Origin of the sequence: Pseudomonas nunensis (assembly GCF_024296925.1) — a bacterium.
In the GTDB taxonomy this organism is placed as follows: Bacteria; Pseudomonadota; Gammaproteobacteria; order Pseudomonadales; family Pseudomonadaceae; genus Aquipseudomonas; species Aquipseudomonas nunensis.
On record NZ_CP101125.1, the window covers coordinates 2,700,643 to 2,714,869 of the forward strand.

Annotated in this window: 12 protein-coding genes; 10 read left to right on the top strand and 2 right to left on the bottom strand. The window is 59.6% G+C overall.

Annotated elements, in window-relative coordinates; all coding sequences use genetic code 11:
• Positions 1 to 2: 2 nt before the first annotated feature.
• A complete protein-coding gene (locus NK667_RS11560) occupies positions 3 to 908 on the top strand; it encodes a LysR substrate-binding domain-containing protein (protein ID WP_054046161.1) in 906 nt (301 codons plus the stop codon).
• Here the strand turns inward: NK667_RS11560 and NK667_RS11565 are convergent.
• On the bottom strand, positions 905 to 1,690 hold the full coding sequence (locus NK667_RS11565; protein ID WP_083471311.1) for a GntR family transcriptional regulator: 786 nt from the start codon (positions 1,688 to 1,690) through the stop codon (positions 905 to 907). The two genes, NK667_RS11560 and NK667_RS11565, sit on opposite strands and share 4 nt — an antisense overlap.
• A gap of 248 nt (positions 1,691 to 1,938) precedes the next feature.
• Between NK667_RS11565 and NK667_RS11570 the strand changes: the two genes are divergently transcribed.
• The 5 genes from NK667_RS11570 to hisM are packed head-to-tail and all read left to right on the top strand — an operon-like array spanning position 1,939 to position 6,052.
• The gene (locus NK667_RS11570; RefSeq protein ID WP_054614804.1) at positions 1,939 to 2,952 is read left to right on the top strand and encodes an SIS domain-containing protein; all 1,014 of its coding nucleotides are present in this window, start codon (positions 1,939 to 1,941) and stop codon (positions 2,950 to 2,952) included.
• A 2-nt stretch (positions 2,953 to 2,954) separates the two neighbouring features.
• Positions 2,955 to 3,809, top strand: coding sequence for a PfkB family carbohydrate kinase (locus NK667_RS11575; RefSeq protein ID WP_054614805.1), 855 nt, complete (start codon positions 2,955 to 2,957; stop codon positions 3,807 to 3,809).
• A gap of 60 nt (positions 3,810 to 3,869) precedes the next feature.
• A complete protein-coding gene (locus NK667_RS11580; RefSeq protein WP_054614806.1) occupies positions 3,870 to 4,640 on the top strand; it encodes an ABC transporter substrate-binding protein in 771 nt (256 codons plus the stop codon).
• Between the two features lie 24 nt (positions 4,641 to 4,664).
• Positions 4,665 to 5,354 carry an ABC transporter permease gene (locus NK667_RS11585; RefSeq protein ID WP_054046171.1) on the top strand — a complete coding sequence of 230 codons (690 nt, stop codon included), beginning with the start codon at positions 4,665 to 4,667 and terminating at the stop codon, positions 5,352 to 5,354.
• A complete protein-coding gene (hisM, locus tag NK667_RS11590; protein ID WP_054614807.1) occupies positions 5,351 to 6,052 on the top strand; it encodes a histidine ABC transporter permease HisM in 702 nt (233 codons plus the stop codon). The genes NK667_RS11585 and hisM overlap by 4 nt, the downstream gene beginning before the upstream one ends.
• A gap of 42 nt (positions 6,053 to 6,094) precedes the next feature.
• Here the strand turns inward: hisM and NK667_RS11595 are convergent, their stop codons facing one another.
• Positions 6,095 to 6,958: an aldo/keto reductase family oxidoreductase gene (locus NK667_RS11595; RefSeq protein ID WP_054614808.1), complete on the bottom strand. Its 864-nt coding sequence runs from the start codon at positions 6,956 to 6,958 to the stop codon at positions 6,095 to 6,097.
• A 99-nt stretch (positions 6,959 to 7,057) separates the two neighbouring features.
• Here NK667_RS11595 and NK667_RS11600 point away from each other — a divergent pair, with 99 nt between their 5' ends.
• From NK667_RS11600 to NK667_RS11615, 4 genes are all read left to right on the top strand, one after another.
• Positions 7,058 to 7,966 (top strand): LysR family transcriptional regulator, encoded by a 909-nt coding sequence (locus NK667_RS11600; RefSeq protein ID WP_054614809.1) that lies wholly within the window; start codon positions 7,058 to 7,060, stop codon positions 7,964 to 7,966.
• Between the two features lie 245 nt (positions 7,967 to 8,211).
• The gene (mexE, locus tag NK667_RS11605) at positions 8,212 to 9,465 is read left to right on the top strand and encodes a multidrug efflux RND transporter periplasmic adaptor subunit MexE (protein WP_054614810.1); all 1,254 of its coding nucleotides are present in this window, start codon (positions 8,212 to 8,214) and stop codon (positions 9,463 to 9,465) included.
• Positions 9,466 to 9,477: 12 nt separating this feature from the next.
• Positions 9,478 to 12,657, top strand: coding sequence for an efflux RND transporter permease subunit (locus NK667_RS11610; RefSeq protein WP_054614811.1), 3,180 nt, complete (start codon positions 9,478 to 9,480; stop codon positions 12,655 to 12,657).
• Positions 12,654 to 14,075: an efflux transporter outer membrane subunit gene (locus NK667_RS11615; protein ID WP_054614812.1), complete on the top strand. Its 1,422-nt coding sequence runs from the start codon at positions 12,654 to 12,656 to the stop codon at positions 14,073 to 14,075. The genes NK667_RS11610 and NK667_RS11615 overlap by 4 nt, the downstream gene beginning before the upstream one ends.
• Positions 14,076 to 14,227 lie beyond the last annotated feature (152 nt).

The following is a 14,227-nucleotide window of genomic DNA, read 5'->3' on the forward strand; positions in this document are numbered from 1 at the left end:
CCATGAATCTTCGCCAGCTGGAAGCCTTCCGCGCGGTCATCCTCGGCCAGACCGTCACCCGCGCTGCCGAGATGCTGCACATTTCGCAACCGGCGGCGACGCGCCTGATTGCCAGCCTCGAGGAGGACATCGGCTTCGATTTGTTTGTCCGCGCCAAGGGCCGACTGCAACCGACCGCCGAGGCCATGACGCTGTATCAGGAAGTGCAACGCTCACTGCTCGGGGTCGAGCGCATTGCCCGAGCGGCACAAGACATCCGCAGCTTGAAACGCGGTTCACTGCACATCGCTTGCGCGCCGGCCATGGGCCTGTCATTCCTGCCGCGAGCCATCGCTGCGTTCATGGCTGAGCATGATCAAGTGCAGATCTCGCTGGTAGTGCATTCATCGCGCGAGATCGTTGATCTGGTGGTCGGTCAGCGCTGCGATCTGGGCATCATCGTACTGCCCAACACCTACCCCAGCCCGCGCGCAGAAAAACTGCTGGCAACCCGGATGCTCTGTGCACTGCCGGCCAATCATCGCTTACAGGACAAGGCCACCATTCGCCCGGAGGATCTGCAAGGCGAGGCGTTTATTTCGTATCCACAATCCATCGGCTCGCGCCAACACATCGACTCTATATTTGCCGCACACGGGGTCGAGCGTGAACTGCGCCTGGAGACCCAGCTGTCGCTACCGATGTGCATGTTTGTCGAACAAGGATTGGGGATAGCGCTGGTCGATGCCATCAGCGCGGTCGAGTACCGGGGCAATGGCATCGTGTTCAGAGCGTTCGAGCCGGCCATCGAGATGGACTTCAACATGCTGTTGCCGGTTCAAGGACCGGCGTCGAAACTGCAAATCAGCTTTCTCGAACACATGCAGCACTTCATCGCTCGGGAGGTGCCGGCGGATTATCGGTTTTAGACGCGAAAGCTGTTGACCCGACTGTCTGCCAGTTTGAACACCACACGCTGCGGGTGGTTGATCGAGACCAGATACTCCACCGGCTGGCCTTGGGTGTCGAAAATCACGCCCCGATACACCAACGCGGCCGTCCCGGGATCGACCTCCAGCAGACGCGCCTCCTGGTCATTCATCGTGGCAATGCTTAACGTCCCCTCGTCGCTTTCTATTTCGATCTGATAGCGCGACAGCAACAACGCATACAACGAGCCGCCCTCGATCAAATCCCCCGCCACCAGCTCGGGTACCCGGGCCGCAGGAATGTAACTGGTCTCGATGCAGAACGGCTTTTGGTCCACGGTGCGCAGACGCCTGATGGTCAGCAACACATCGCCTTCCTGAATCTTCAGCAGTTTGGCGACGCGGACGCTGGCCTGGGTTTGTTCGAAATAGAGCAATTTGCTGCCGGATCGGGCTCCAGCTTGTTCAACCACTTCGGCAATGCCTTTACGCGCCACCGTATTGAGCGGCCGTTCGACGCCCGGTGCGGTCACGAAGGTTCCGCGATTGCCACGGCGCTCCAGGACACCGCGATCGATCAGTGTTTGCAGCGCCTTGCGCAAGGTCATCCGGCTGATCCCCAGGTGTTCGGCCAGGTCCCTTTCTGCCGGGATTCGCTCAGCCGGTCCGAACTCCGGGCGCTCGAGCATTTCAAGCAACGCCTGAACCGCCTGCCAGGCCACCTGTTTGCGCTGGGGCGCGGGAAACGCCATGTCGGAGGGTTTTTCGCTGGTCACTTTCATGGTCTACATCCTGGAATATTTTTCTGGCGATCCACTGCGACTGTAAAAACCGAAAACCGACGCAAACCCGCCAACTGGGCTATGACAAAGAATACCCGGTTCAGCAAAACCTTGAAAACCGCGTATTTGGCCCATTAGACCACGGGCAAAAAGCCTTGTAATGGTATTTTTCGTGGTATAGCTTTTGGTCTAAATGGTGGTCGTGAACAGCAACATGCACCGCCGCAACAAGGCACCCAGGAGTCCACATGGCGATCCAGTTCAACCGGGAAGGCTTCATCAATTCCTTGCAACAATCCGTTCAAATCGTCGACGACGCCCAGCAGTTTGGCCAAGAGCTGGCAACGCGGATTGACCGCATCTATTTCGTCAGCTGCGGCGCTCCCAACCGCATCATGCTCGGCCTGCAGTACTGGCTTGAGCGCTACAGCCATTCACTGGAGGTGCGCCGTTACTTCCCGGCCGATTTCATGGACATCGACCCGCCGCGCCTGGATGAGCGCACCCTGGTCGTGCTCGCATCCAAATCCGGAACGACGCAGGAAACCATCGCCGCTGCACGCTTCCTGCAAGACAAACCCTGCCTCACGGTGGGCGTGACACAGACCGCCGAGTTGCCGCTGGCCCAAGCCGTTCAACATTGCTTCCTGCTGGGCCGCACGGACGAGGCGTACTTCGGCTGCTTCATGATCCTTCAGGCGTTGATCGGCGGTATTTTGGCCAAACGCGAAGGCTGGCCGCTGTTGGATAAGCTCACTCGCTCACTCAAAGCGCTGCCGCAAGCGCTGGCCGATGCGGCGATCAACAACGACCAACGAGCGACCGAAGAGGCGCGGCTCTATAAAGATGATCGCGTCATGTACTTCCTCGCGTCGGGTCCGATGTTCACCACCGCCTATGTATTTGGCGTGTGCGTGGTGATGGAAAGCCAATGGCTGCACTGCCTGCCGGTGGAGGCCGCGGAGTTTTTCCATGGTCCGTTCGAAGCCATCGATGCCTCCACCCCGCTGCTTCTGCTGGTCGGCGAAGACCCGAGCCGAGCGCAGATGGAACGGGTCGTGAACTTCTGCCAGCGCTACACCGAACGAGTCATGGTCTACGACTCCAAAGATTTTCCAATGGAAGGGATCGACCCGGAAATCCGCGCGATGGTCGCGCCCTACATCGTCGGCATCGCCGCTGAACGCATCGCGGCTCATCTGGCGGTCTGGCATCAACAACCGCTGACGACTCGCCGCTACATGTGGAAAACGGAGTATTGAGCATGGCCAGCCTGATCGCGGTCGGCGACAACACGACGGATGTGTACCTGGACCGGAACATCGAATACCCGGGCGGGAATGCGCTCAACGTTGCGGTATTCGCCTCCCGGCTGGGCACTCGTAGCGCCTACCTGGGCTGCGTGGGCGATGACCGCTATGGCCAGCGCCTGCTCGATTGCCTGCAACAAGAAGACGTCGATGCATCCCGTTGCCGAACGCTGCCGGGCGCCAATGGTTGGGCGTGTGTCGACAACATCGACGGCGAGCGCGTGTTTCTCGGCAGCGACCCTGGTGTTTGCCGTCAACTACGACTCAACGCCGAGGATTTGGCCTACATCTCGACGTTCCCGCTGGCGCACAGCAGCCTCTACAGCGGCCTCGAAAACCAACTGGCGCAGATTCGTCACGCCAGCGGCTGCCTGTCCTTCGACTTCTCGGACAACTGGGTCGAATTCGATTGGCCGGCCCTGATCAAGCATGTCGATATCGCCTTTTTCTCGGCGGCGGACCTGTCTTCGCGAGAAGCCTATGAACTGGCGCACTCGATGCGGGCTCTGGGCCCCTCGATTGTGGTCATCACTCGCGGTGCACTAGGCGCCCTCGCGGTCGATGTCCACGGCGTCCATGAACAGCCCAGCCTGCCCTGCACGGTTGTCGACAGCATGGGCGCCGGTGACGGCTTCATTGCCGCATTTCTGCTGGCATGGCAAGCCCGGCACAGCCTCGCCGACTGCCTATTACGCGGCGTCGATTATGCCGGCCAGGTGTGTGGCTGGTCGGGTGGTTTCGGCCATGGGCAAGCCCTGGACGCCGAACGTTCCGAGCATCTGAAACAAGCCTTGAACATTCGAGGCTGATCCGTGCTGCCTCGGCCAATCCCGGGGCGGCTCAACCAACCTGTCGTGGATACCCTGTCGATGAAAAAATATCTGATCGGTTTGATGCTCGTGACCAGCCCGCTGATGAGCTGGGGCGCCAGCGAAGAGTTGCGCTTCGGGGTCGACCCCACCTATCCACCGTTTGAGTCCAAGCGGCCAGACGGCTCGCTGACAGGTTTCGATATCGAGTTGGGTGAAAGCCTGTGCACCGAGTTGAAACGTCGTTGCGTCTGGGTTGAAAACGCCTTCGACGGAATGGTCTCAGCCCTTAAAGGCAAAAAATTCGACGGCATCCTGTCTGCCTTGTCGATCACCGAAGAACGCAAAACCGAAATCGCCTTTTCCAATACGCTGTATGACACCCCGGCTCGTCTGGTGGCACCTGAGGGCAGCGCCTTGCAACCGACCGCCGAATCCTTGCGCGGCAAGCGTATCGGCGTGCAGCAAGGCAGCGTTTTCGAGGTCTATGCCAAGCGGATGTGGGGTTTGAAAGGCGTGGAAGTGGTGCCGTATCAAAGCAGTGATTTGACCTACTCGGACTTGATCAACGGCCGGCTCGATGCGGCATTCGATGACGCCATCGCGGTCTCCGAAGGCCTGCTCAAGAAGCCGATGGGCAAAGGCTTCAGCTATGCCGGCGAGGTGGTTAAATCCCCTGAAATCTTCGGGCCGGGAACCGGGATCGGCTTGCGCAAAAGCGATACCGAGCTGGCTGGGGACATCAATCAGGCGCTCGAGCGAATCCACCAGAACGGCACCTACGAACGCATCGCCAAAAAGTACTTCGACTTCGACATCTCGCCTAAATAAACCACCATCGCGGAGCCTGGAACCATGTTTCTTGAGGGATACGGCCATCTTATTTTTCAGGGCGCGTGGTTGACGGTGCAGGTGGCCACCTGGGCTGCCTGCGTGGCTATCGCGCTTGGCCTGCTCGGGGCCTTGGCGAAACTCTCGCCACTGGCGCCGCTCAGGCTGATCGCAACGGTCTATACCACGCTGGTGCGCAGCGTCCCGGATCTGGTCTTGATGCTGCTCATTTACTACAGCGCACAAATCGGGCTGAACCAGGTGGCGGAAGCGTTCGGCCAGGAATCGTTGCAGTTGAACCCTTACGGCACCGCGATCGGTACGCTGGGATTCATCTACGGCGCCTACTGCACCGAGACCTTTCGCGGGGCCTTCCAGGCCATCCCGTTCGGGCAACTGGAAGCGGCTCGCGCCTACGGCATGAGCCACTGGCAAGTGCTGCGACGTATCCGCTTCCCGCAGATGATGCGATTCGCATTGCCCGGCATCGGCAACATCTGGCAAGTACTGTTGAAAAGTGCCGGCCTGATCTCGCTGCTGGGTCTCAACGACATGGTGCAGGTCGCCAAACAGGCGGGCAACGCGACCTCAAGGCAGATGTTTTTCTACCTGGTGATTGCCGCGATATTTTTCGCCTTTGCGATCCTTTCAAGCCTGGCGCTCAAACAGCTTGAGCGGCGCTACAGCGTCGAGCCGCAGCGGAGAGCGTCATGATCGAGATACTGAAAGAGTTCGGGCCAAATTTCCTGTGGTCCGACGGCTACCGCTGGAGTGGTCTGTCCATCACGTTATGGCTGTTGGTGACGTCAGCCGTCATCGGTCTGTGTGCGGCGATACCGCTGGCACTGATTCGCACCTATGGCAGTCCATGGCTCGCACTGCCCATTCGGCTCTACACCCTGGTGTTTCGCGGCACACCGTTGTTCGTGCAGCTGCTGATCATCTACAGCGGCCTGGCCAGTTTGAGCTTCATCCGAGAGTCATCGAGCCTGTGGTGGTTCTTTCGTGACGGCATGCACTGCGTGATTCTCGCGCTGGCCTTGAATACGTGCGCTTACACCATCGAAATTCTTGCCGGCATACTGCGCACGACCCCACGCGGCGAGATCGAGGCGGCGCTGGCTTTGGGCATGACTCGCAGCCAACTGTTCATCCACGTGCTGATACCAAGCATGCTGCGCCGCGCACTCCCCGCTTACAGCAACGAAGTAATTTTTGTCCTGCACGCCACCGCCATCGCCTTCACCGCAACCGTGCCCGACATCCTGAAAATAGCAGCCGATGTTAATGCGGCGACCTTCAAAACCTTTCAGGCGTATGGGATTGCCGCTCTGCTCTACATGTTGGTGGCGTGTGCGCTGGTGGGCATATTCCGATTGGCTGAGCGCCGTTTGCTGACCTATCAGCGATGAAACAGGCCAGCAGGTTAATGGCGCGGGCGGCGCTGAATAAACCTACGCCATGTCTTCCAGCTCTGCCAAAAGGTCAGGTGCAATCACCAAATCACTCGCCTTCAGATTTTCCTCCAGGTGCTTGACCGAGGAGGTGCCGGGAATCAGCAAGATGTTGGGCGCACGCTGTAGCAACCAGGCCAATGCCACCTGGTTGGGCGAAGTGCCCAGGCGCGTCGCAACACTGGTCAGCGTTTGCGACTGCAGCGGTGTGAAGCCGCCCAGCGGGAAGAACGGCACATAGGCTATTCCTTGAGCGCCAAGCTCGCTGATCAGCAACTCGTCATTGCGGTGGGACAGGTTGTAATGATTCTGCACGCAGACAATATCGGCTATCCCCTGCGCCTGCCTGACTTGCGTGGCGGTGACATTGCTGACGCCGAGGTGGCGGATGAGGCCCTGACGCTGGAGTTCTGCCAGGGCAGTGAACTGTTCTTCAATGGACTCGTCGCCAGGCGAGTGCAAATTGCCCCAGGCACGGTAATTCACCACTTCCATGACATCGAGCCCCAGATTACGCAGGTTGTCATGCACTGCCTGGACCAGTTCAGCCGGGGTTTGCGCCGGGTTCCAGGAGCCATCGGTTCCCCGCTGTGCGCCCATTTTGGTCACGATCACCAAGTCATCTGCGTAGGGATGCAAGGCTTCCCGAATCAGTTTGTTGGTGACGTGCGGGCCGTAGAAGTCGGAGGTATCAATGTGGTTCACCCCCGCCGCGATCGCTGCGCGTAAAACGGAAATCGCCGCCTCGGGGTCTTTGGGAGGTCCGAACACGCCCGGACCGGCTAGCTGCATGGCGCCGTAGCCCATTCGGTTTACGGTCCGGTCGCCCAGTGAAAAAGTACCGGCCTGGATTGCTTGGCTCATTTCGTGTGCGTCCTTCAATGTATGTGGGGGCACTATAGGCATTGACGACTGCACTGATAATCCGCTGCAATCTGCACGGGCCGTACGGGTGAGCGAACAATGGCGACTGATATTCAAGACTTGTTGGCCTTCGTGGCCGTGGTGAAGGCGGGTGGATTTCGCGAGGGTTCACGCTCAAGCGGCCGATCGGCTTCAAGCCTCAGCGATGCCGTGCGGCGGATTGAAGCGGGCCTGGGTGTGCGCCTGCTTAACCGGACGACCCGCAGCGTAGTGCCGACCGAGGCCGGAGCGCGGTTGATGGAGCGTATTGTTCCTGCACTGGGCGAAGTCGAGTCGGCACTGGATGTGGTCAACGACTTCCGCGACCGTCCTTCCGGCACACTGAGGCTCAACGTTCCCGTGAGCGCGGCGCGCCTGGTGTTGCCGAAAATCATCACGCCTTTTTTGCAAACCTATCCTGATATCTGTGTCGAGGTCGTTACCGAAGAGAGCTTCGTCGACATGCTCGCGGCCGGGTGTGATGCCGGCATTCGCTACGACGACCGCCTGGAGCAGGACATGATTGCCGTCCCAATCGGCCCACGATTTCAGCGCTTCGCCACGGCGGCATCACCGTCCTACCTGAATGCCAGAGGGCGCCCCGAGCACCCACGAGACCTGCTCGCTCATGCCTGCCTGCTCGGCAAGTTCCCCAGTGGCGCCGTGCCGCTCTGGGAGTATGAACGTGACGGCGAAGTTGTCCGCATCGACCCGACAGGCCCATTGATCGTGCGGATTGGAGGGGCGATGGACCTGGCCGTACAGTCCGCTATTGATGGCTTGGGAATTGTTCATCTGTTCGAGGACTGGTTGCAACCTCACCTGGAAAGCGGTGTGCTTGAACGGGTGCTCGAGCCCTGGTGGCAGCGCTTTACCGGGCCGTATCTCTATTATCCCGGACGCCGATACCTGCCCTCTCCGCTAAGAGCATTTGTGGACTTTATTCATTCAGAACCTTGGGCTGACTGACACGATAGAAAACAGGCACGCCGCCTGCCAGCGAGCACCAGGCGCTTATCGAGACCTTTGCACATCCCGCAACACAGATTTGTCATCAATCCGATTGATAGCCCCCTAACTAAAGGTGCATGCTAGAGGGCTCGCTCGATGCTTATATCATTCCGAATGATAGTTACCTTTGCCTCATTCGATTCGTGCGATACAGCCCTGCCGAGCATCATCCGTCCATTCTCAATACATTGGCGGATGCATCCATGGAACAGTCACTTAAACATTTGCGCTTCCCGTTGGCCTTGTTGGCCGTTCTGGTGATGAGCGCTTGCGGCAAGGCTCCTGAGACCGCCGCCACCATGCCGGCGGCCAAGGTCAGCGTGGCGAAGGTGTTGGAGCAACCTGTCAACGAGTGGGACGAATTCACCGGGCGCCTCGAAGCGCCAGAAACCGTAGAAATTCGTCCACGGGTCTCCGGTCAGATCGATGAAGTTGCTTTCACTGAAGGCGCATTGGTCAAGAAAGGCGACGTGCTGTTCCAGATTGACCCCCGCCCATTCCAGGCTGAAGTCCGCCGCCTTGAAGCACTGGTCGCCCAGTCCCGCGCCAACGCCACCCGCAGCGAAAACGAAGCCCAGCGCGGTGAACGCCTGCGCACCAGCAACGCGATCTCAGCCGAACTGGCCGATTCGCGCACCAGCGCTTCGCAAGAAGCCCGCGCAGCAGTTGGCGCCCTCCAGGCTCAACTGGACCTGGCCAAACTGAACCTGAGCTTTACCCGCGTCACTTCCCCAATCAGCGGTCGCGTCAGCCGTGCGGAAATCACCGCCGGTAACCTGGTGACCGCCGATACCACCGCACTCACCAGCGTCGTGTCCACCGACAAGGTCTACGCCTACTTCGACGCTGACGAGCGTGTGTTCCTCAAATACACCCAGCTCGCTCGCCAGGGCAAACGCGGCGCCACTACCCCGGTTTATCTCGGTCTGTCCAACGAAGACGGCAACCCGCACCAGGGCGTGATGAACTTCGTCGACAACCAGGTCAACCCGAAGACCGGCACCATCCGCGGTCGCGCTGTGTTTGATAACACCGACGGGCAATACACGCCTGGTCTGTACGCTCGCCTGAAACTGGTCGGCAGCGGCACCTACTCCGCCGTGTTGATCAATGACGAAGCGGTCGGCACCGACCTCGGCAAGAAGTTCGTACTGGTGATGGATGCGGACAACAAGACTGTGTACCGCTCGGTCGAGCTGGGTCCGAAGATCGAAGGCTTGCGCATCGTACGTAGCGGCCTGAACAAGGACGACACCGTGATCGTCAAGGGTCTGCAACGGGTTCGTCCTGGTTCGCCAGTCACGCCTGAAGTGATCCCGATGGCCACCAAGGAAACCCTCGCCGCTCTGGCTCAACAACGACAAGCGCTGGAAGCCAGCAACCTGCCTCAAGTCGCACCTGCCAAGGTCGCGCCGGGTGCGGTTGTGAAACTGGCTGCTACGACCCCACGCGGTTAAGGGATCTCTACGATGAATTTTTCCCAATTCTTCATTTCACGGCCGATCTTTGCAGCGGTACTTTCGCTGCTGATCCTGATCGCCGGTGCCATCTCGCTGTTCCAGTTGCCGATCAGCGAATACCCGGAAGTGGTTCCGCCGACCGTTGTGGTCCGCGCCAACTTCCCGGGTGCCAACCCTAAAGTCATCGGCGAAACCGTGGCCGCTCCACTGGAGCAAGCCATCACCGGCGTCGAGAACATGCTGTACATGTCCTCGCAGTCGACGGCCGACGGCAAGATCACCCTGACCATCACCTTCGCCCTGGGTACCGACCTGGATAACGCGCAGGTACAGGTTCAGAACCGTGTCACCCGGACCGAGCCGAAGCTTCCAGAGGAAGTGACGCGCATTGGTATCACCGTGGACAAGGCTTCTCCGGACCTGACCATGGTGGTCCACTTGACCTCGCCGGACAAACGCTACGACATGCTCTACCTGTCCAACTACGCCTTGCTCAACATCAAGGATGAGCTGGCACGTCTGGGCGGTGTCGGTGATGTGCAGCTGTTCGGTATGGGCGACTACTCCTTGCGGGTATGGCTCGATCCAAACAAGACCGCGTCACGTAACCTGACTGCCACCGATGTGGTCAACGCCATTCGCGAGCAGAACCGTCAGGTCGCTGCCGGTGCCTTGGGCGCGCCTCCTGCGCCGAATGCCACCAGCTTCCAGTTGTCGGTTAACACCCAGGGTCGTCTGGTTTCCGAGGAAGAGTTCGAGAACATCATCATTCGCTCCGGCGACAACGGTGAAATCACTCGCCTCAAAGACATCGCTCGCGTTGAACTGGGTTCCAGCCAATACGCCCTGCGTTCCTTGCTGAACAACCAGCCTGCGGTAGCGATCCCGATCTTCCAGCGTCCTGGCTCCAACGCGATCCAGATCTCCAACGAAGTTCGCGACAAGATGGCTGAACTGAAAAAGAGCTTCCCGGAAGGCATGGACTTCAGCATCGTCTATGACCCGACGATCTTCGTGCGCGGCTCCATCGAGGCGGTGGTTCACACCCTGTTCGAAGCACTGATCCTGGTTGTTTTGGTAGTAATTCTGTTCCTGCAAACCTGGCGCGCCTCGATCATTCCGTTGGTGGCGGTGCCGGTTTCGTTGATCGGTACGTTTGCGGTGATGCACCTGTTCGGCTTCTCGCTGAACGCCCTCTCGCTATTCGGACTGGTACTGGCCATCGGTATCGTGGTGGACGACGCCATCGTGGTGGTGGAGAACGTCGAGCGCAACATCGAGCTTGGGCTAACGCCTGTCGAAGCCACCAAGCGCGCCATGCGTGAAGTAACTGGCCCGATCATCGCCACGGCACTGGTGTTGTGTGCTGTTTTTATCCCGGCAGCCTTTATCTCCGGGTTGACCGGGCAGTTCTATAAGCAGTTCGCCCTGACCATCGCGATTTCGACCGTGATCTCGGCCTTCAACTCGCTGACCCTGTCGCCAGCATTGGCTGCGGTGTTGCTCAAGAGCCACGACGCTCCGAAAGACCGTTTCTCCAAGGTGCTCGACAAGATCTTCGGTGGCTGGTTGTTCCGTCCGTTCAACCGCTTCTTTGAAAAGGCCAGTCATGGCTACGTCGGCACCGTCGGCCGGGTTATCCGCAGCAGCGGTATCGCCCTGCTCTTGTACGCTGGCCTGATGGTGCTGACCTTCTTCGGTTTCGCCAATACCCCGACCGGTTTCGTACCCGGCCAGGACAAGCAATACCTGGTGGCCTTCGCGCAATTGCCGGATGCCTCGAGCCTGGACCGTACCGAAGACGTGATCAAACGCATGTCCGACCTGGCCTTGAAACAGCCTGGCGTGGAAAGTGCGGTGGCCTTCCCTGGCCTGTCGATCAACGGCTTCACCAACAGCCCGAACGCCGGCATCGTGTTCGTGACGCTGAAACCGTTCGACGAGCGTAAAGACCCGAGCATGTCCGCCGGTGCGATTGCCGGTGCATTGAACGGCAAGTTCGCCGGGATCGAAGAAGCCTACATGGCGATCTTCCCGCCGCCGCCAGTACAAGGCTTGGGCACCATCGGTGGTTTCCGCCTGCAGATCGAAGACCGGGGCAACCTGGGCTACGACGAGCTGTACAAAGAAACCATGAACATCATTACCAAGAGCCACAACGTGCCGGAACTGGCCGCCCTGTTCACTAGCTACACCGTGAACGTGCCGCAGGTCGATGCCGCTATCGACCGTGAGAAAGCCAAGACCCACGGCGTGGCCGTCAGCGACATCTTCGACACCCTGCAGATTTACCTGGGCTCGCTGTATGCCAACGACTTCAACCGCTTCGGTCGTACTTACCAGGTCAACGTTCAGGCCGAGCAACAGTTCCGCCTCGAACCGGACCAGATCGGTCAGCTGAAAGTGCGTAACAACAAAGGCGAGATGATCCCGCTGGCGACCTTCATCAAGGTCAGCGACACCTCGGGCCCGGACCGCGTGATGCACTACAACGGCTTCATCACTGCTGAAATCAACGGTGCGGCAGCCCCAGGCTACAGCTCCGGCCAGGCTCAGACGGCCATCGAGAAACTGCTCAAGGATGAACTTCCTAACGGCATGACCTACGAATGGACCGACCTGACCTACCAGCAGATTCTGTCCGGCAACACCGCGCTGTTCGTGTTCCCGCTCTGCGTATTGCTGGCGTTCCTGGTGCTCGCGGCGCAATACGAAAGCTGGAGCCTGCCACTGGCGGTGATCCTGATCGTGCCGATGACCCTGCTGTCGGCCATCACTGGTGTGATTGCTTCGGGAGGCGACAACAACATCTTCACCCAGATCGGCTTGATCGTACTGGTGGGGCTTGCCTGTAAGAACGCGATTCTGATCGTCGAGTTTGCCAAGGATAAACAGCAGGAAGGCCTCGGCCCCCTGGCTGCGGTACTCGAAGCATGCCGTCTGCGTCTGCGGCCGATCCTGATGACCTCTTTCGCGTTCATCATGGGTGTTGTGCCACTGGTTTTCTCCAGCGGTGCCGGTGCCGAAATGCGTCATGCCATGGGTGTGGCGGTGTTCTCCGGGATGCTCGGGGTGACCTTCTTCGGTCTGTTGCTGACGCCAGTGTTCTACGTATTGATTCGTAACTTTGTGGAGCGCGGTGAAGCGCGCAAAGCGGCCAAGGCCCTGAAACTGGAGTCGCAACAATGAGCCTGAAAGCCTTCCTGCCGAGCTTGCTGGTACTGGCCCTGAGTGCCTGCGCCGTCGGCCCGGACTACAAAACCCCAGCCACGGAGCCGGCCAATATCACGGCCGTCACCGATGGCGCCAGCGGTCAGAAGAACTATGACCGCTCGCGTTTCGAAGGCATCTGGTGGCAACAGTTTGAAGACCCGACCCTCAACCAGTTGGTGATGCAATCGCTGCAAGGCAACCGTGATCTGCGCGTCGCCTTCGCCCGCTGGAAAGCCGCGCGAGCGATTCGCGATGACGTCAGCAACGACGCGATGCCGACCATCACCAGCCGGGCCAGCAGTGACCTGGCCAAGGGCCAAATCCCTGGCCAGACCACCAAACGGGTGAATAGCGAACGCTATGACCTGGGTCTGGACATGGCGTGGGAACTGGACCTCTTCGGCCGGATCCAGCGCAACCTGGAATCCAGCGACGCCGAGCAACAAGCGGCTGAAGCCGATCTTTACCAACTGCAAGTCAGCATGATTGCCGAACTGGTGGACGCCTACGGTCAACTGCGCGGTGCGCAACTGCGAGAAAAGATCGCCCTGGCCAACCTGAACAACCAGCAGGAATCGAGCAAGATCACCGTCAGCCTGCGTGATGCCGGCGTCGGCGATCAGCTCGATGTGGTCCGCGCCGATGCACGCCTGGCCTCTGTAGAAGCCAGCGTGCCGCAACTGCAGGCCGAACAGGTTCGGCAGAAAAACCGTATCGCCACCCTGTTGGGTGAACGTCCGGACAAGCTGACCGTCGACCTGAGCCCGAAAGATTTGCCAGCCATCGCCAAGGCGCTGCCGATCGGTGATCCGGGTGAACTGCTGCAACGTCGCCCAGACATCCTCAGCGCGGAACGCAAACTGGCTTCCGCCACCGCCCGTATCGGCGTGGCCAAGGCTGATTTGTTCCCGCGTGTCAGTCTCAGCGGCTTCCTCGGCTTTACCGCCGGGCGTGGTTCGCAGATCGGCTCCTCGGCAGCCAATGCCTGGGCGCTGGGCCCAAGCATCACCTGGGCTGCATTTGACCTGGGCAGCGTGCGGGCCCGTTTGCGCGGTGCCGACGCCGAAGCCGAAGGCGCCCTGGCGACCTACGAGCAACAAGTGCTGCTGGCCCTGGAAGAATCGGAAAACGCTTTCAGCGACTACGGCAAACGTCAGCAACGCTTGATTTCACTGATTCGTCAGAGCGAATCCAGCCGCGCCGCTGCCGATCTGGCGGAAATTCGCTACCGCGAAGGCACGGCGGACTTCCTCGTCCTGCTCGATGCCCAGCGTGAACGCCTGGCGGCCGAAGATTCCCAGGCCCAGGCCGAAGTGGATCTGTATCGCGGCATCGTCGCGATCTACAAGGCCCTCGGTGGCGGCTGGCAGCCGGAGACGGTCGCCAGCAAGTAAGCAGGTTTTTAAAGAGCTCCTTTGGTTGGCCGCAACCAACCAAATTTTTTGGCCCCGCGTCTCATTCGGTCGCGGGGCTTTTTTTTGCCTGCTGAAAACACCCGCCCCTGTAGGAGCGAAGCTTGTGTGGCGAGGGGGCTTGCCCCCGTTGG